This is a genomic window from Microvirga sp. KLBC 81 (assembly GCF_003075415.1).
Taxonomy (GTDB): Bacteria; Pseudomonadota; Alphaproteobacteria; order Rhizobiales; family Beijerinckiaceae; genus Microvirga.
The window spans coordinates 23,174-38,845 of the sequence record NZ_QDAH01000006.1; the positions used below are offsets into that span (position 1 = coordinate 23,174).

Sequence of the window (15,672 nt, forward strand, 5' to 3'; positions counted from 1 at the left end):
ACAGTGCATGTTCTCGGCAGACACGCGGTTCTCCCAGAGGTATACGCCACCTCCCGTCTGATCCGCTCCGTACAGGTAGTATTTTCGGATAAGGCCCGGGCGCTCCCTGAAACTGGGGCGCGGAGTGCTCGTAGACGGTTCTCACAGTCTCAGGTGAGAGATCCTGAGGCAGGGGGAAGCGCACGATCGCTGCAATCATCATCAGCTCCTCAGTCGGCTGAGCAAAAGTGGCTCAGCTTGGAGGAGCCCGATTATGGAGGCGCGGTTCCCCAATCAAAGTGCGAGAGCGCACCAGACTGTCCGCGGAGGTGATCTGGGGAACCCTCTCGGGTGGACAATCGTGGAGAGGACATTGACCCTCTCCACGACTTCCGCGTCTCAATCATAGAGGACAGCCGAAATCTTCGGATCGTTCATGTTCGACTTGTCGTAGTAGTAGAAGCCGGTGTCGATCACCTTGTCGAGCTTCTCTCCTTTGAGTGCCTTCACGGCAGCCTCGACCGTCTTGTAGCCGATGCCGACCGGATTCTGGGTGATGGCGCCTGCCATCAGGCCTTCCTGAATGGCCTGCTTCTGCTGCTTGCCGGAATCGTAGCCGATAATGACGATCTTGCGGTTCATCTCCCTGGCGCCATTGACGACACCGATGGCGGATCCTTCGTTGGCACCGAAGATACCCTTGAGTTTCGGATTGGCCTGCAGAATCGATTTCGTGATTTCCGTCGATTTCAGGTGATCGCCGGAGCCATACTGGACGCTCACGATGTTGATCTTCGGGTACTTCTCCTTGATCCGGTTGACGAAGCCGTCGCGCCGGTCGATGCCGGTGCGGCTGGTCTGGTCGTGAACCACAAGGGCAATGTCCCCTTCGCCGCCGATTAGCTCAGCCATCTTGTCGGCTGCGAGTGCCGCAGCCGCGATGTTGTTGGTCGCGGCTGTGGTGAGGGGAATATCGCTGTCGACGCCGGAGTCGAAAGCGATCACCGGGATCTTGGCGGACTGCGCCTTCCGCAGAAGGGGAATGGCCGCCTGGCTGTCGAGAGCCGCAAAGCCGATGGCCTTCGGATTCTTGGCAAGAGCCGCCGACAGCATGTCGATCTGCTTGTCGACCATGGTCTCACTGTCCGGTCCCTCGAAGGTGATGCGTACGTTGTGTTCCTTTGCGGCCTGTTCGGCTCCTGCCTTGACGGCCTGCCAGAACTGGTGCTGGAACCCTTTTGAGATGAGTGGAATATAGGTTTCCTGAGCGGCTGCTGGCCCCGCGAGACCGACAAGAGCTCCGATGCCGATGGCACCGATCAGTGTACGTCTGTTCAACATGTTTTCCTCCTGGACATCATTGCTTGGTGGTTCCGGCATTCTGTCGGGGTAGGTGTGCCGGATTGTCATTGGTTCAGACGGGCTTGTTCTCCTTCAGTGACTTGAGGGGAGGGGTTACCCTTGGCCTTTGCGGCGCAGGATGTCGGCGTAAACGGCGAGGATGATGATGATCCCCGTCACGACGGTCTGCCACTCCTGGGCGACCGAGAGGATCCTCAGTCCATTCGTGAGAACGCTGATAATCAGCGCCCCGATGATCGTTCCCAGGATGGTGCCGCGGCCACCGCTGAGCGATGTGCCGCCGATGACCACTGCGGCAATCGCATCGAGCTCATATCCCTGTCCAAGCGCGGGTTGCGCGGAGTTCAGGCGTGAAGCGATGATGAGCCCGGCAATACCGCAGATTGCACCGGAGACCGTGTAGACGATGATCTTCCAGAAATCCGTGTTCACGCCGGACAGGCGCACCGCTTCCTCGTTGGAGCCCAGGGCAAACGTATAACGGCCCAAGGCGGTGCGTGTGAGAACGATGCTCGAGGCGATTGCAACCACAAAAAGGATGAGAACGCCGTTGGGAATGGGAAGGAACGGCAGGATAGTGCCGATGAGGGATTCCTGTGAGATCATCGGGAAGTTCGGCGTGTCGTTGAAGTAGATCGGCCGGGTCCCGGAAATCACGAGGGCCAGTCCCTTCAGCAGCATCATCATGCCGAGCGTCGCGATGAACGGCGGCACCTTCATCTTGGCGATGATCGTGCCGGAGATGGAGCCGCAGAGAGCGCCCGCTGCAATGGCCGCAACAACACCGACAGGCATCGGAAGGCCCCAATAGGTCAGGAAGACGCCGGCGATCACCGCGCAGAAGGTCATGAGCGTGCCGACGGAGAGATCGATCCCACCCGTAATGATCACGAAGGTAGCAGCAACCGCGAGGACGCCGTTCACCGCAGTCGCTTGAAGAATACCGATGAGATTGTCTCTCTGAAGAAAGTTCTCGGAGGCGATGCTGAAGACCGCCATGAGCGCGATCAGGCTGGCGAAGGCAAGAATCTTCTGCCACGTCCCCTGGCTGAACACTGCGGATTTAATGACGGGCCGGGTTTCTTGCTCTGCAATGGTCGTCACGTCGCTACCCCTTTGGTCACTGTGTTCGCTGGGTCGGCCGTTACGCTACGCCGTTGTGTCGCCAGCCGCATGATATCTTCCTGAGTAGTTCCTTCGGCCGGCAGCTCGCCCGTCAGTCGTCCTTCGCACATGACGGCGATGCGATGGCTCATGCGCAGGATTTCCGGCAGCTCGGACGAGATCATCACGATGGCGCGGCCTTGGGAGGCAAGCGTGTTCAGGAGCTTGTAGATCTCGTTCTTGGCCCCGACGTCGATCCCGCGCGTCGGCTCATCGAAGAACAGGATCTCGCTGTCCCGCGCGAGCCATTTCGCGATTACGATCTTCTGCTGGTTGCCGCCCGAAAGAAGCCGGGTCTCCTGGGTCTCAGAGGGCGTCTTGATCCGCAGCTGTTTGATATAGGAGCGTGCCGTCTCCTTGATCTCGCGCGTTTTCAGAAATGCGCGGAGGGAGAGAAAGCGGTTCAGGCAAGGCATGACGATATTGGTTGCCACATCCATGCCGGTCGCGAGCCCGAAGCGCTTTCTGTCTTCGGAAAGATAGCCGATCCCTAAGCGCACGGCGTCCCTTGGGGAGCGGATCTTCACCGGTCGGCCTCGGACGATGATTTCGCCGCTGTCGAGCGGATCGGCGCCGAAGATGGCGCGGGCGACTTCGGTGCGTCCGGCTCCCATCAGACCCGCGAACCCGAGGATTTCCCCTTTACGCAAACTGAAACTCACGTCTCGGATTGCTGGGTCGCGCCGAAGGTTTCTCACCTCGAGCACGACCTCGTGTTCCAGCAGGTCCGGAACTTCCGTCTTCGTCTCAGTCAGGCTTCGCCCGACCATCATGGAAATGATGGTGTCGACGGAGGTCGAAGCTGTTGGCATGGTGCCGATATATTCACCGTCCCTCATGACGGTGACGCGGTCGGAAATCTCCTTCAGCTCGTCCATCTTATGAGAAATGTAGACGATGCCCACGCCCTCGGCTTTGAGCTGCCGGATGATCCTGAACAGCTCCGCGATCTCCGCATTGTTCAGGGCCGCCGTTGGCTCGTCCATGATCAGGACCTTGGACCTGAAGGACAGGGCCTTGGCGATCTCGATCATCTGCTGCTTGGCGACCGTGAGCTTGCCGACTTCGACGCGTGGGTCGAGCCTGAGATGCATGCGCTCGAAAATGGCTGCGGCGTTCCGGTTCAGAGCCTCCTCATCGAGGAAGAGCCCAAAGGCTCGTTTGGGCTCGCGGCCGATGAAGATGTTCTGTGCGGCGGTGAGATCATTCATCAGGTTGAGTTCCTGATGAATGATGCTGATGCCGAGATCCTGTGCCGCCCGGGGGGAGGGAATATCGATGGACACCCCTTCGATGTGGATCTCGCCGGCATCCTTCTGGTAGATGCCCGCGAGGATCTTCATCAGAGTCGACTTGCCCGCGCCGTTCTCCCCCATGAGAGCGTGGACCTCGCCGGGGAGAAGCTCAAAGCGCGCCTGCTTCAGCGCCTGTACGCCGGGAAAGGCCTTGTCCAGATTCCGGATCGTGACGAGCGCGGTCATGAGGCGTTTCTCGCCCAGTCAAACCTGGTGGGCACCCCCCATGCGGGATCAACAGCACCGGAACACCGGCGCGTGACTACGCAGGTGTGCTCAAGACACCAGGCTGTTGCGGTAAAGAGCAGGACGTTGCCCTGGACCCGCATGTGTTCCTCCCGCCCGTCGGCCCCGACGACCTAGAGCCTCTTCACCCATTTTCTCGGCCCCGCAGGAGCCGGATTGGATTGTAACCGGGGTGGCTTCTTCTTTTGAGAGGATGATATTCATGAAGAGCGGAGGGAGGCAACCGAAATGATTTCTGCACCACATCAGCGACAAACCTGTGAGCGGAACAGGGCGACAGCAGCCTTCATAACGGGATGTATTCGTCCGTCGACGCCTCCCCGCCTTGCCTGTTCGGGCATACGCTATAGCTTGAGTCACAATCAACAGGGCCAGGGAAGCGCGGAGTGATCGTATGGCAGACGACCCCATCGGAAAGACCAAGCTGGGACGCACGAATCTGGCCGTATCGAAGATCTGCTTCGGCATGTCATCCTTGGGGGATATGCCCGACACCTATGGCTATGGCGTCGACGAGGAGCAGGCCAAGAAGACGATCCAGGCCATTTTCGAGAGCCCCGTGAACTTTCTCGATACCTCCCGAATCTACGGGTTCGGGCGAAGCGAGGAGCGGATCGGCGAGGCCATTCGTGAACGGGGCGGCTTACCCCAGGGCTTCGTCGTCTCGACCAAACTGGATCGTGACCCTGACACAAATCGCTTCGATGCCTCCCAGGCCCGGCGCTCGCTGGAAGAGAGCCTGAAGGCGCTTGGGCTTGACCGCGTCGATGTCCTGCATCTCCATGATCCGGAGCATGCCGCCTCTTTGGAGGAAGTTACCGACCCTCAGGGAGCCCTTCCGGAATTGTTCAGGATGAAGGAGGAGGGATTGGCGACCGCCGTCGGGCTTGCCGCCGGACCGGTGGACATCATGATGCCGCTCCTGCATGACTGGGATTTCGACGTGCTGATTACGCACAACCGGTTCACCCTGACCAATCGCAACGCGCATGCCATGATCGACTTTGCCTGCGCCAAGGGCATCGCAGTCTTGAATGCGGCTCCCTATGCCGGTGGCGTTCTGGCCAAGGGCTCGAGCTCGTACCAGCGCTATGTCTATCAAGAGGCATCCGAGGAGATGCTGGATCCGATCCGGCGTGTCGAGGCGGTCTGCGCCAAGCACGATGTTCCCCCCGGTGCCGCAGCCCTGCAGTTCTCGATGCAGGATGCACGGATCACCTCCACGATCTGCGGAGTGAGCCGGCCTGAGCGGGTTGAGCAGACGCTTGAATGGGCGCGCTGGCCGATCCCGCAAGAGGTTTGGGATGAGCTGGCCTCCCTGTCCTTCTCAACCGAGGATCCTGAGGCGACACGCGAGTACAAGCCAGGATAGTCGAAGTTCGTGGAGCCTCCGCCATGCTGAAGAACCTCAATCCTCTCCTGTCCCCTGAACTGTTGATGGTGCTCCGTTCGATGGGGCATGGCGACGAGATTGCCGTGGTCGATGCCAATTTTCCCGCAGCCTCCATGGCGCAACGCCTCGTGAGGCTCGATGGGTTGAGCGTGACGGCCGTGACGGACGCGATCCTGTCGGTGATGCCTCTCGACGACTTCGTGCCCGAGGCCGCATGGCGCATGGAGGTCGTGGGGGATCCCCAGGCCGAACAGCCGATCTTCGATGAGTTTCGCACCATCATCGCCCGTCACGAGGGGGCGGGCTTTCATCTCGCTGCCCTTGAGCGCTTCGCCTTCTATGACCGGGCCAAGGCTGCCTATGCCATCGTCTCGACAGGGGAGGCTAGGCTCTATGGCAATATCATCCTGAAGAAAGGTGTCGTTCGCCCCGAATGATGCAGATCATCACAATACGCCCCGTAGGTTCGGCAGCTTAGCAAGGCTCAACGATGCGGATCGACTCTCATCAGCATTTCTGGCGCGTCAGCCGCGGCGATTATTTCTGGATGAGTCCTGACGTCGAGGTGCTCTATCGCGACTACGGACCTGAGGATCTCCAGCCTCTGTTGGCTCGCCATGATATCGATCGGACGATCCTCGTGCAGGCGGCGCCGAGTGTGGCGGAAACCGAGTTCATGCTGGAGATCGCTGAGGCAGCTCCCTTTGTTGCCGGAGTCGTAGGCTGGGTCGGATTCACCGATCCCGACTCCGCACAAACAATAGAACGGCTGGCCACCAATCCCCTGATCGTCGGCTTTCGTCCCATGGTGCAGGATATCCCCGACGACGACTGGCTTCTGCGCCCGGATCTGACGGTTGCCTTTCTCACCCTTGTCGAACAGCGGCTCGTGTTCGATGCCCTTGTCCTACCCCGTCATCTCTCCCGCGCGCTTGTGGTGGCGGATCGCTATCCGGATCTCTCCATCGTCATCGACCATGGAGCAAAGCCCCTCATCCGGGAGGGACTGCTCGATCCATGGCGGGCGGACATGGCTGCCATGGCGGCCCGCCCCAACACTGTCTGCAAGCTCTCCGGTCTGGTGACGGAAGCCCGAGCGGAGTGGACGATCGATGATCTGCGCCCCTATGTCGACCATCTTCTCAAGGTGTTCGGGCCCGAGCGGCTGCTCTGGGGAAGCGATTGGCCCGTCGTCAATCTTGCAGGCGGGTATGATCGTTGGAGGGACGCAACACAGGAGTTGATCGCTGGCCTCTCCGATGCGGAGAAAGCCGCCATTCTCGGCGGCAATGCGGCCCGGATCTATCTTGGCGGTCGAGGACGGCGGTGAGTGCAGGAGCCTGCCATCACTGCGGCGCGAAGACCTCCGGGTATTCGGACGAGAAGTGTTCCAACTCGTCCATCACGGCTTCGAGATGGGATTCCATTGCGCGGCGTGCGGCCCCGGCATCGTGAGCCTCCAGCGCTTGGAGCAGGTCTCGGTGCTCGGCAAGCGTGACGGCATGACGACGCGGGGACGAGAGAAGCCGGCGAACCCGGTCGATATTGGCACGCGAAGCCTCGATCACGGCTGCGACTCGCGGCATTTCCAGGCTGTCGACGAGAACCGAATGGAAGGCGAGGTCGAGAGCGTGGAAGCCGGCTCTGTCGCCCTTCGCCACCGCATTCTCCTGTGCCTGCAGATTCTTTTTCAGCGCAGTGAGCGCCGGCGAGGGCAGGCGTCGAGCCGCCGTCTCCGCCACCATCGCTTCCAGCGCATTGCGGATCAGCATGGACTCCTTGATCTCGGACAGGCGGATGCGGGCGGCGCGCGTGCCTCGCTGGGGCAGGATCTCCACCAGCCCCTCCGCTGCCAGGCGCGCGAGAGCCTCCGAAACCGGAAATTTCGAAACGCCAAGCCGGGCGCAGACGAGGCCCTTGTCGATGAACTCGCCCGGCGCGAAGTCGAGAGCGACGATGGCGGAACGAAGCGATCGCTCCACCTGCTCCGTCGTGTTCCCGCGTGGCCCTCGCTCGAGGGGCTGAAGAAAGCTATATTGTTCTATCTTGCCGATCATTTTCATGACGCTAACATGTTAGTCGATCCGGCAGGCTGACGCCACCGTCTTGTCGGGCCCACTGCGAGTGAAGCCGCTCGTTCATGCTCATCAACCGGACGAAGAGCCGGATGCTTTGGGAGAAATGCCAGAATGTCTTCTGTGACCCGCCGCCTTATGCTTGGCCTGACGGCCGCCGTTGCCCTGAGCCTGCCTGCGCTGCCCGCCAGCGCACAGACGAAGCTCAAATGGGCCCACGTCTACGAAACTTCGGAACCGTTCCATACGCAGTCCGTCTGGGCGGCGCAGGAAATCGCGAAGCGCACCAACAACCGCTATCAGATCGATGTCTACCCTGCCTCGCAGCTCGGCAAGGAGAGTGATATCAACCAGGGCCTGTCGCTCGGTACCGTCGATATGATCATCTCCGGCCCAAGCTTCGCTGCCCGCAGCTATCCGCCGGTCGGCATCGGCTACTATCCTTACATCTTCCGCGACGCCTCCCATCTGCTCGCTTTTGCGAAGAGCGATGTGTTCAAGGAACTGGCCGATGGGTACACTGAGAAGACCGGCCATCATATGGTCGCGCTGACCTATTACGGCGTGCGCCACACCTCGACGAACAAGCCGTTCAAAACCTGCGCTGAGATGAAGGGCCTCAAGATCCGCGTGCCCGATGCTCCCGCCTATCTGGCGATGCCGCGCTCCTGCGGTGCGAACACGACGCCGATCGCCTTTGCCGAGGTGTATCTCGCCCTCCAGAACGGCACTGTCGATGCACAGGAAAACCCGCTGACCACCATCGAGGCCAAGAAGTTCTACGAGGTCCAGAAGCACATCGTGCTCACCGGCCACATCGTCGACCATCTGGCCACCATCATCTCGAAGCAGCTCTGGGCCAAGCTCTCGGATGAAGACAAGAAGATCTTCAACGATGTCGCCCAGGAGGCGGCTGTGCGCGCCTCCGCCGAGATCCAGGCCAAGGAGAAGGAGCTGATCGAAACCTTCAAGCAGAAGGGACTCACAGTTACCGAAGTGAACAAGGACGAGTTTAAAGAAGCGGTGATGAAGAACGTCAGCCTCGAGTCCCTCGGCTACCGGAAGGCCGACTACGACAAGATCCAGGCGCTGAAGTCGGAAGGGCTGTGACATCTCCGGGGCCGTCGTGAGGCGGCCCCGTTCTCCTGTCCGGCAGGCTGACCCGCCGCGTTGCTGCGCCCTGATTTCGAGGACGAGGATCATCGTTTCATGACGACTGAAGTTCATACCCAAGTGAGCGCCGAGGAGCTGGCGCAAACCTTTGACGAGAGCGAGCACGCGCCCGTCGATCTGTCGGAATATGCCTTCGAGGACTGGCTGGCGCTCGGTCTGTTCTGGGCCATGGCGCTGGCCGTCTTCGTGCAGTTCTTCACCCGTTACGTACTGAACGACTCCTTCGCCTGGACTGAAGAGATCGCGACCAACCTCAATGTGGCTCTCGTTTTCATCGGCTCCGCCATGTGTGTGCGCATGAGCCGGCACATCCATGTGGACTTCGTCTATCGTTATGTCCCACCTCGGGTCGGGCGCATCCTGGCGACGGTTGTTGATCTCGCTCGCCTTGCTTTCTTTGCTTATGGCGCGATCCTGATCTGGCGCTTCATGAGCATTGTCGCGGACGAGCAGATGACGACGATCAATCTGCCGAAGAACCTGACCTATGCCTTCGTCTTCATCGGCTTCCTGCTGATGTGCTTCCGCTCGATCCAGGTTGCTGTCGCCAACTGGCGGCGCGGCTACTCCGTTCTTGAACGGCCTGAAGCTTTTGATGCTCCTCTCGTGGCAGAAACCTGATGCTCATTTTGCTTGGCTCCTTTCTTATCCTCATGGTTTTCGGGCTGCCCGTCGCCGTTTCGATGGCGGTCGCCTCCCTCTTGTACATTCTCACCACCGGCGTGGTGCCGGATGTGATCGTGGCGCAGCGCATGATCGCCGGCGTCGAGAGCTTCCCGCTTCTGGCGGTCCCGTTCTTCATCCTGGCCGGCAACCTGATGAACATCGCTGGCGTGACCGGCCGCATCTATTCTTTTGCCGTCGCCCTCGTCGGCTGGATGAAGGGCGGGCTGGGTCAGGTGAACATCGTCGGCTCCGTGATCTTTTCGGGTATGTCCGGCACTGCCATTGCCGATGCGGCGGGGCTCGGCACGATCGAGATCAAGGCCATGAAGGATCATGGCTACTCCACCGAGTTCTCCGTCGGCGTTACGGCGGCGTCTGCAACCCTCGGGCCGATCATTCCGCCGTCATTGCCTTTTGTGATCTACGGCATGATGGCCAATGTCTCGATTGGCGCGCTCTTCCTGGGCGGGCTCATCCCTGGCGTGTTCATGACGCTCATGATGATGGCGACCGTCGCCTACTTCGCCTACAGGAACGGCTGGGGCTCGGATACGCCGTTCTCCTGGCGTCAGCTCGGTAGCGCCAGCATCGAAGTCATCATCGTGCTCGCCTTTCCGGTCGCCGTCTGGCTCATGGTTCAGGCCGGGCTCTCCACCAACGTCGCCATCGGCATCGGGCTTGTCGTGCTCCTGGCCCTCGACTGGTATTTCGACTTCTCGGCCGTGATGGCCCTCATGGCTCCCGTCATCCTGATCGGCGGCATGACACTGGGCCTCTTCACGCCGACAGAGGCGGCTGTGGCCGCCGTGATCTGGTCCTTGTTCCTGGGGCTCGTGCGTTACCGGTCGATGACGTTCAGGAGTCTCGCCAAGGCGACTTTCGACACGATCGAGACCACCGCCTCGGTGCTCTTCATCGTCACGGCTGCATCGATCTTCGCCTGGCTTCTGACGGTCAGCCAAGCCGCACAGCTTCTGTCGGATGCCATCCTTGGCTTCACGCAGAACAAGTGGGTGTTCCTGCTGCTGGCCAACATCCTCATCCTGTTCGTCGGCTGCTTCATCGACACTATCGCGGCAATCACCATCCTGGTGCCGATTCTGCTGCCCATCGTGCTCAAGCTCGGCATTGATCCGGTCCATTTCGGATTGATCATGACCCTGAACCTGATGATCGGCCTGCTTCATCCGCCGCTCGGCATGGTTCTGTTCGTGCTGGCAAGAGTGTCGAAACTCTCCGTCGAACGCACGACCATGGCAATCCTGCCTTGGCTGGTGCCGCTGATGCTCGCGCTGATCGCGATCACCTACATTCCTGAGCTGACCCTCTGGCTGCCACGGCAGATGGGGCTCGGGCGATAAGGAAATGTGACGAAATCAAACGATTTATGAGATGACCATGACATCCCCCCGTACCATCCGCCTTTCCGCCGACGACAACGTCGTCATCGCAATCGATCTCGTGAACCAGGGCGATACTGTTTCGGGTCTCACAGCCCGGGAACGCATTCTGCGCGGCCACAAGATGGCTATCGAGCCGATCCGTGAAGGTGAGTCGATCCGCAAGTTCGGCCAAATCATCGGCTTTGCCAAAACTCACATCGCACCTGGCGAATGGGTGCATGAGCACAATGTGGGCCTCCACGACTTCGAGCGCGACTACGCCTTCTGCGCGGACGCTCACGATGACGATCTGCTGCCGCCGGAGATGCGGGCTACCTTCGAGGGCTATCGGCGCGAGTCGGGGAGAACCGGCACCCGCAACTATCTTGGCATTCTGACCTCTGTGAACTGCTCGGCCTCGGTCGCCCGGTTCGCGGCGGCGGAGATCGAGCGCTCGGGCATCTTGAAGGATTATCCGAGCATCGACGGTGTGGTGGCGATTGTCCACGGCACGGGCTGCGGGCATGCGGCCTATGGCGAGGGGTTCGACATTCTGCGCCGCACGCAATGGGGCTACGCCAGCCATCCGAACTTTGCCGGCGTCGTGATGGTCGGCCTCGGCTGCGAGGTGTTCCAGATCGGGCGCATGAAGAAAGACTATGGATTGGAGGAGACGGATACCTTCCGGACCCTGACGATCCAGGAGACCGGCGGCACGCGCAAGACCGTCGAAGCGATCACCGCCGGCATCCGTGACATGCTGCCCATCGCCGCCCGCGCGAAACGTGAGACGCGTCCGGCCTCCGAACTGGTCCTCGCGCTTCAATGCGGCGGTTCCGACGGCTATTCGGGCCTGACGGCCAATCCGGCTCTCGGTGTCGCATCCGACCTGCTGGTGCGCCATGGCGGCACCTCGATCCTGTCCGAGACGCCGGAAATCTATGGCGCCGAGCACCTCCTGACCCGGCGCGCCGCGACCCGGGAAGTGGGCGAAAAGCTCGTCTCCCGGATCCGCTGGTGGGAGGATTACACCGCACGCAACGGCGGCGAGATGAACAACAATCCGTCTCCCGGAAACAAGGCGGGCGGCCTCACCACGATTCTCGAGAAGTCGCTGGGCGCTTCGGCGAAGGGAGGGCGCTCGACCCTGCGCGCCGTCTACGAATATGCCGAGCAGGTGAAGGAGCACGGCTTCGTTTATATGGACACGCCCGGCTATGACCCAGTGGCGGCCACCGGCCAAGTGGCGGGTGGGGCAAACCTCATCGCGTTCACTACCGGACGCGGCTCCGCCTTCGGCGCCAAGCCCGTGCCATCGCTGAAGCTCGCAACCAACTCCGACATTTACCGTCGCATGCAGGACGACATGGACATCAACTGCGGCGATATCCTCGATGGAGTTTCTCTCGAGCAGAAAGGTGCGGAAATCTTCGACACGCTTCTGCGTGTGGCATCGGGCGAGCACACGAAATCCGAGGATCTTGGCTATGGTGACCTGGAGTTCGTCCCCTGGCAGGTCGGCGCGGTGATGTAAGCGCAGGGGAATAGCCCTCGCCACAACATCTCAATGCGCGACAGAGGATGTAGAGAGGAGGGCGCTTTCAACGCTCTCATTCGCTGTCGTTTACCTTATGTCTTAAGCCTTTGGCGACCTCGCTCGGCTAGTCAGGCGGCGGGTCGAAGAAACTCAAAAAGGAATAAGACAATGGCTCTGACGGGGCGTTTCAATCTTCGGAAATCCTTTTCCGGACGGATCATCTTGCAGGTCGAAGAAGAGGTGAAGAGCGGCTGGAGCCTCTTTTCCCGGCAGCCCAAGTTCCGCCGGCGCTGGCGTGATGCAAAGCCGATGGATCTTCCGGCTACCGAATTGCGCGCTCTCATGGATTTGCGCAACAGGCCGCGTTTCGCCGTGCAGGCGTTCGAGCCGACACAGATCGTGCGTCCCATGCAGCATCCGGCCGAGCCGACACTCAATACCTCGACCTTGGCAGATGAGGGGCGCTCGGTGCTGGCGCATTAAGGTGATAAACTGTCACTTCGAACCGCTTATTGTGAACTCACACGGGGATGACCCTAACCATGACTCCGGATAGGCGCCGCAGGATCGAGGGAATTGCCGTTCTGATAGGTTTTGCCGCCTGTATTCCGGCAGCAAACTGGCTTATCGGCAATGTCGGCACGACCTGCGTTCCGGATGGTCCCTGTCTTATCCCTGTCGCACCGGGTATCTCGGCCCCTAGCGGCGTGCTCGTGGTCGGTCTCGCGCTCGTTCTGCGCGACCTCGTGCAGCGCCGCTTGGGGCGCTACTGGGCTCTGGCTGCCATTGGTATCGGGGCAATCCTATCCGTAGTGTTTGCTCCGCCGTCTCTCATTCTCGCGTCGACGGCGGCCTTCCTGCTGTCCGAAATGACCGATCTGGCAGTCTACACGCCTCTGCAGAAGCGTGGCCTCGTCCTTGCGGTGGTCGCGAGCAGCGTCGTAGGCTTGGTCATCGACAGCATGGTGTTCCTGTTCCTGGCCTTCGGGAGCCTCCAGTTCCTGCTGCCTCAGATCATCGGCAAAGCTTGGATGGTGATCCTCAGCATTCCGGTCATCTCCTGGCTGCGCCAGCGCGATGAGCGGATCGGCATGCCTGTGTGCACCTGACCCGGGGCAGAGGACCTACCCGACACCAAGAAATTTTGCGGTTTCCGAATCCACTGGAATGCCGGTGCACTGGCGCTCGGCCTCGACAGCCCATTCCCTGTCTCCGGGGGGCATGACGCTCTGTCCCTGACGGGTTGCACTCGCCCGGAGATCAGCCAGGTAGCGCGTGATTGCCGCGTCATAGAGGGCCCGGCCCGCGAACCGATCCGGATCGATGGCAAGGCAGAAGTGTCCCATCTGCCGGGGCGTTGCGAAATCATCGGTCTCGGCCATTCGGATCATCAGGTGATCCAGGGTGCTGCCGGTCAGGACGGCTGCCAGAAGGGTCACGAGGCCTGCCAGGGCCGCTCCCTTGAAACCGAAGTCGATGCCGCCGAGAGGCATCAACATTTCGACCTCGTTGGGGTCTTGTGTCGGCTGACCTGACTGATCAGCGGCAACCCCTTCCGGCAGAGCCCAGCCAAGTGTTCTGTAGAGCAGAACCCGGTTGAACGGAATGGAAGAGGTCGCCATGTCCAACAGCCAGGGCCTCTGACCCGGCACGGGAGCACCGACCGCAATGGGATTAGTGCCGTGGAAACGCTGCGCTCCTCCGTGCAAGGCAACAACGGAGTCGGTGTTCGTCATCGATATGGCGATTAGACCAGCTTCGGCTCCGGCAAGAGCATAGGCCCCGGCCGCTCCATAATGCGAGGAGTTGACGACTCCGACAGCGGCAACGCCGGCTTCCTTCGCCATGTCACAGGCAAGGTCCATGGCGGCATAGGCTGCCGCATGACCAAGAGCATTGTCGGCATCGAGAATGGCGGAGCCGGCAGCCGTGCGGCGCGTCTCCATCCGAGGTGTCGGATTCACACGCCCGCCGCGGAGAACCTTCGCATAATGGGATGTGAGGCGGACGCCATGGCTGTCGACTCCAAGGCGCGATGCGTGGAGCATGGCACGTGTGGCCGCCCGTGCCGAGTTCTCATCCGCACCGGCATCGCGCAGGGCATCAAAGGTCCTCGCATCCAGTATCTGCTCAGGAACATAAATCAAATCTGCCACGTGGGTCCTCGTCATGCTCTCGCTTTCTCAAGGAGAACAGTGACACGCGCTTCTGCATCAAGACAATGCAAATATGATGAGCATCCCGTCGAAGCACTCTCATCCTTGTCAATTCTGAAGAGGTTCCGTGGACGAGCGATAATCAGCGCTCGGCGTAGCGAAAGGCCTCTGCACAGTGCCAGGCGCGATTGGCCGACACGCCTTATCTTCGACGAGGGACGGGATCTGCTCGGGGAGGGGTCGAGACAGTTAAGTTTGCCCCGGCGGCCCAGTATCGGCGCCAAGGCGATGCGATCATGAGCATACGGGTTTCCGATGCACTCTTCCGATCCGGGAGGTCCAGCGCCTGGGAGCCTGTCCAGACATCGTGACGCCGGAAGATCACTCCAGCTGCATCCGGCGATCTTTCGGAGGGATTACTTCGCCAAGTTTTCCGACAAGCATCACTCGTGAGCTGTTAAGGATCGCTTCCGCATCGTGTATGCTTCTAAGCTGTCTTCGACAGAACGGCTCGATCAGGAGACTGCCAATGCCCAAGCTTACGGTGAGTTGGGACGAGGATGGGTCTGAACTGCAGACTGCGGAAATCGAGAACCACCAGTCTGACCGGCGGTGGAGCGCTCCCATTGGAAAACTGACTGAGAAAGAGAAACAGGAGTTACTCTCCGCCACCCGAGCCTTGGCACGTCTGATCTCTGACTTGGCGGCCGAGGACACATTTTTCAGCAATCCGCGCTAGTGTCCAGGCCAAGCTCGGGAAGAGTAGGATGAGCCTTGACGCGCTCATGCACGGGCTGTGACGGCGGGTTGCAATTAGCGAAGATCCAAGAGGCCGACACCTCGGACCAGACCCGATGCAACGGGGACGGGGTGAAGGTGTCGAAGATCGCCATATCGGCCAAGCCGAGGGCGAGGTCGCCGCTGGGCTCAAGGACAGCCACATATTCCGCAGTCGCATGGTCGCTCGAGACCGCCGCGTGCCGGGTGCCAATTCCTGGCTCCCTGAGTCCCTCTCGGATTTCGGCATCGCTCCACCTACATAGCTGCCCGTAAGTCCGCAGGCTTGGCCATAGGAGCTGCGGACTTCCGATCGACCGAAAGGCGGCGCAGCCCTCGACCGAAAGGCCTTCTGAGAAGAACTGTCGAAAAGGTAGATTAGTGCGCTGTGGGGTCGAGGGCGCCGCTCATTTTATAGAGCATTGGACCCAAAAGTGGAGGGCACTCTTGGGTCCAATGCTCTCCTC

General features: G+C 60.5%; 15 protein-coding genes. 10 read left to right on the top strand and 5 right to left on the bottom strand.

Annotated elements, in window-relative coordinates:
- Nucleotides 1-378 precede the first annotated feature (378 nt).
- The 3 genes from DC522_RS06260 to DC522_RS06270 form a co-directional block, all read right to left on the bottom strand.
- On the bottom strand, nt 379-1,320 hold the full coding sequence (locus DC522_RS06260; RefSeq protein WP_116527843.1) for an ABC transporter substrate-binding protein: 942 nt from the start codon (nt 1,318-1,320) through the stop codon (nt 379-381).
- 114 nt (nt 1,321-1,434) lie between these two features.
- A complete protein-coding gene (locus tag DC522_RS06265) occupies nt 1,435-2,436 on the bottom strand; it encodes an ABC transporter permease (RefSeq protein WP_245444025.1) in 1,002 nt (333 codons plus the stop codon).
- Between the two features lie 5 nt (nt 2,437-2,441).
- Nucleotides 2,442-3,986 carry a sugar ABC transporter ATP-binding protein gene (locus DC522_RS06270; RefSeq protein ID WP_116527845.1) on the bottom strand — a complete coding sequence of 515 codons (1,545 nt, stop codon included), beginning with the start codon at nt 3,984-3,986 and terminating at the stop codon, nt 2,442-2,444.
- Nucleotides 3,987-4,440: 454 nt separating this feature from the next.
- On the opposite strand from DC522_RS06270, the gene DC522_RS06275 reads away from it, so the two are divergent.
- From DC522_RS06275 to DC522_RS06285, 3 genes are read left to right on the top strand one after another with little or no spacing between them, the layout of a single operon-like run.
- The gene (locus DC522_RS06275) at nt 4,441-5,418 is read left to right on the top strand and encodes an aldo/keto reductase (protein ID WP_116527846.1); all 978 of its coding nucleotides are present in this window, start codon (nt 4,441-4,443) and stop codon (nt 5,416-5,418) included.
- Nucleotides 5,419-5,441: 23 nt separating this feature from the next.
- Nucleotides 5,442-5,876, top strand: coding sequence for an RbsD/FucU family protein (locus DC522_RS06280; RefSeq protein ID WP_116527847.1), 435 nt, complete (start codon nt 5,442-5,444; stop codon nt 5,874-5,876).
- A 53-nt stretch (nt 5,877-5,929) separates the two neighbouring features.
- Nucleotides 5,930-6,769, top strand: a complete 840-nt coding sequence (locus DC522_RS06285) for an amidohydrolase (RefSeq protein ID WP_116527848.1) — start codon at nt 5,930-5,932, stop codon at nt 6,767-6,769.
- Between the two features lie 16 nt (nt 6,770-6,785).
- Here the strand turns inward: DC522_RS06285 and DC522_RS06290 are convergent, their stop codons facing one another.
- Nucleotides 6,786-7,502 carry a GntR family transcriptional regulator gene (locus DC522_RS06290; protein ID WP_116527849.1) on the bottom strand — a complete coding sequence of 239 codons (717 nt, stop codon included), beginning with the start codon at nt 7,500-7,502 and terminating at the stop codon, nt 6,786-6,788.
- Between the two features lie 150 nt (nt 7,503-7,652).
- Between DC522_RS06290 and DC522_RS06295 the strand changes: the two genes are divergently transcribed.
- The 6 genes from DC522_RS06295 to DC522_RS06320 all read left to right on the top strand — a co-directional run bounded on the left by DC522_RS06295 (nt 7,653) and on the right by DC522_RS06320 (nt 13,381).
- Nucleotides 7,653-8,624, top strand: a complete 972-nt coding sequence (locus tag DC522_RS06295) for a sialic acid TRAP transporter substrate-binding protein SiaP (RefSeq protein WP_116527850.1) — start codon at nt 7,653-7,655, stop codon at nt 8,622-8,624.
- Nucleotides 8,625-8,723: 99 nt separating this feature from the next.
- Nucleotides 8,724-9,308: a TRAP transporter small permease gene (locus tag DC522_RS06300; protein ID WP_116527983.1), complete on the top strand. Its 585-nt coding sequence runs from the start codon at nt 8,724-8,726 to the stop codon at nt 9,306-9,308.
- Nucleotides 9,308-10,714, top strand: coding sequence for a TRAP transporter large permease (locus tag DC522_RS06305; RefSeq protein ID WP_116527851.1), 1,407 nt, complete (start codon nt 9,308-9,310; stop codon nt 10,712-10,714). The genes DC522_RS06300 and DC522_RS06305 overlap by 1 nt, the downstream gene beginning before the upstream one ends.
- Before the next feature lie 37 nt (nt 10,715-10,751).
- Nucleotides 10,752-12,269: a UxaA family hydrolase gene (locus DC522_RS06310; protein WP_116527984.1), complete on the top strand. Its 1,518-nt coding sequence runs from the start codon at nt 10,752-10,754 to the stop codon at nt 12,267-12,269.
- A gap of 171 nt (nt 12,270-12,440) precedes the next feature.
- Entirely contained in the window at nt 12,441-12,755 is a 315-nt protein-coding gene (locus tag DC522_RS06315; RefSeq protein ID WP_116527852.1) for a hypothetical protein, read from the top strand.
- 59 nt (nt 12,756-12,814) lie between these two features.
- Nucleotides 12,815-13,381 carry a VUT family protein gene (locus tag DC522_RS06320; RefSeq protein WP_205769523.1) on the top strand — a complete coding sequence of 189 codons (567 nt, stop codon included), beginning with the start codon at nt 12,815-12,817 and terminating at the stop codon, nt 13,379-13,381.
- Nucleotides 13,382-13,396: 15 nt separating this feature from the next.
- Here the strand turns inward: DC522_RS06320 and DC522_RS06325 are convergent, their stop codons facing one another.
- The gene (locus tag DC522_RS06325; protein ID WP_245444011.1) at nt 13,397-14,428 is read right to left on the bottom strand and encodes an Ldh family oxidoreductase; all 1,032 of its coding nucleotides are present in this window, start codon (nt 14,426-14,428) and stop codon (nt 13,397-13,399) included.
- A 529-nt stretch (nt 14,429-14,957) separates the two neighbouring features.
- Between DC522_RS06325 and DC522_RS06330 the strand changes: the two genes are divergently transcribed.
- Nucleotides 14,958-15,167 carry a hypothetical protein gene (locus tag DC522_RS06330; RefSeq protein ID WP_116527855.1) on the top strand — a complete coding sequence of 70 codons (210 nt, stop codon included), beginning with the start codon at nt 14,958-14,960 and terminating at the stop codon, nt 15,165-15,167.
- Nucleotides 15,168-15,672 lie beyond the last annotated feature (505 nt).

Coding starts and splice junctions, on each gene's coding strand:
- DC522_RS06270 (WP_116527845.1), bottom strand. CDS start 3,986: ATGACCGCGCTCGTCACGATCCGGAATCTGGACAAGGCCTTTCCCGGC.
- DC522_RS06310 (WP_116527984.1), top strand. CDS start 10,752: ATGACATCCCCCCGTACCATCCGCCTTTCCGCCGACGACAACGTCGTC.
- DC522_RS06320 (WP_205769523.1), top strand. CDS start 12,815: ATGACTCCGGATAGGCGCCGCAGGATCGAGGGAATTGCCGTTCTGATA.
- DC522_RS06275 (WP_116527846.1), top strand. CDS start 4,441: ATGGCAGACGACCCCATCGGAAAGACCAAGCTGGGACGCACGAATCTG.
- DC522_RS06330 (WP_116527855.1), top strand. CDS start 14,958: ATGCCCAAGCTTACGGTGAGTTGGGACGAGGATGGGTCTGAACTGCAG.
- DC522_RS06300 (WP_116527983.1), top strand. CDS start 8,724: ATGACGACTGAAGTTCATACCCAAGTGAGCGCCGAGGAGCTGGCGCAA.
- DC522_RS06305 (WP_116527851.1), top strand. CDS start 9,308: ATGCTCATTTTGCTTGGCTCCTTTCTTATCCTCATGGTTTTCGGGCTG.
- DC522_RS06295 (WP_116527850.1), top strand. CDS start 7,653: ATGCTTGGCCTGACGGCCGCCGTTGCCCTGAGCCTGCCTGCGCTGCCC.
- DC522_RS06285 (WP_116527848.1), top strand. CDS start 5,930: ATGCGGATCGACTCTCATCAGCATTTCTGGCGCGTCAGCCGCGGCGAT.
- DC522_RS06290 (WP_116527849.1), bottom strand. CDS start 7,502: ATGAAAATGATCGGCAAGATAGAACAATATAGCTTTCTTCAGCCCCTC.
- DC522_RS06315 (WP_116527852.1), top strand. CDS start 12,441: ATGGCTCTGACGGGGCGTTTCAATCTTCGGAAATCCTTTTCCGGACGG.
- DC522_RS06260 (WP_116527843.1), bottom strand. CDS start 1,320: ATGTTGAACAGACGTACACTGATCGGTGCCATCGGCATCGGAGCTCTT.
- DC522_RS06280 (WP_116527847.1), top strand. CDS start 5,442: ATGCTGAAGAACCTCAATCCTCTCCTGTCCCCTGAACTGTTGATGGTG.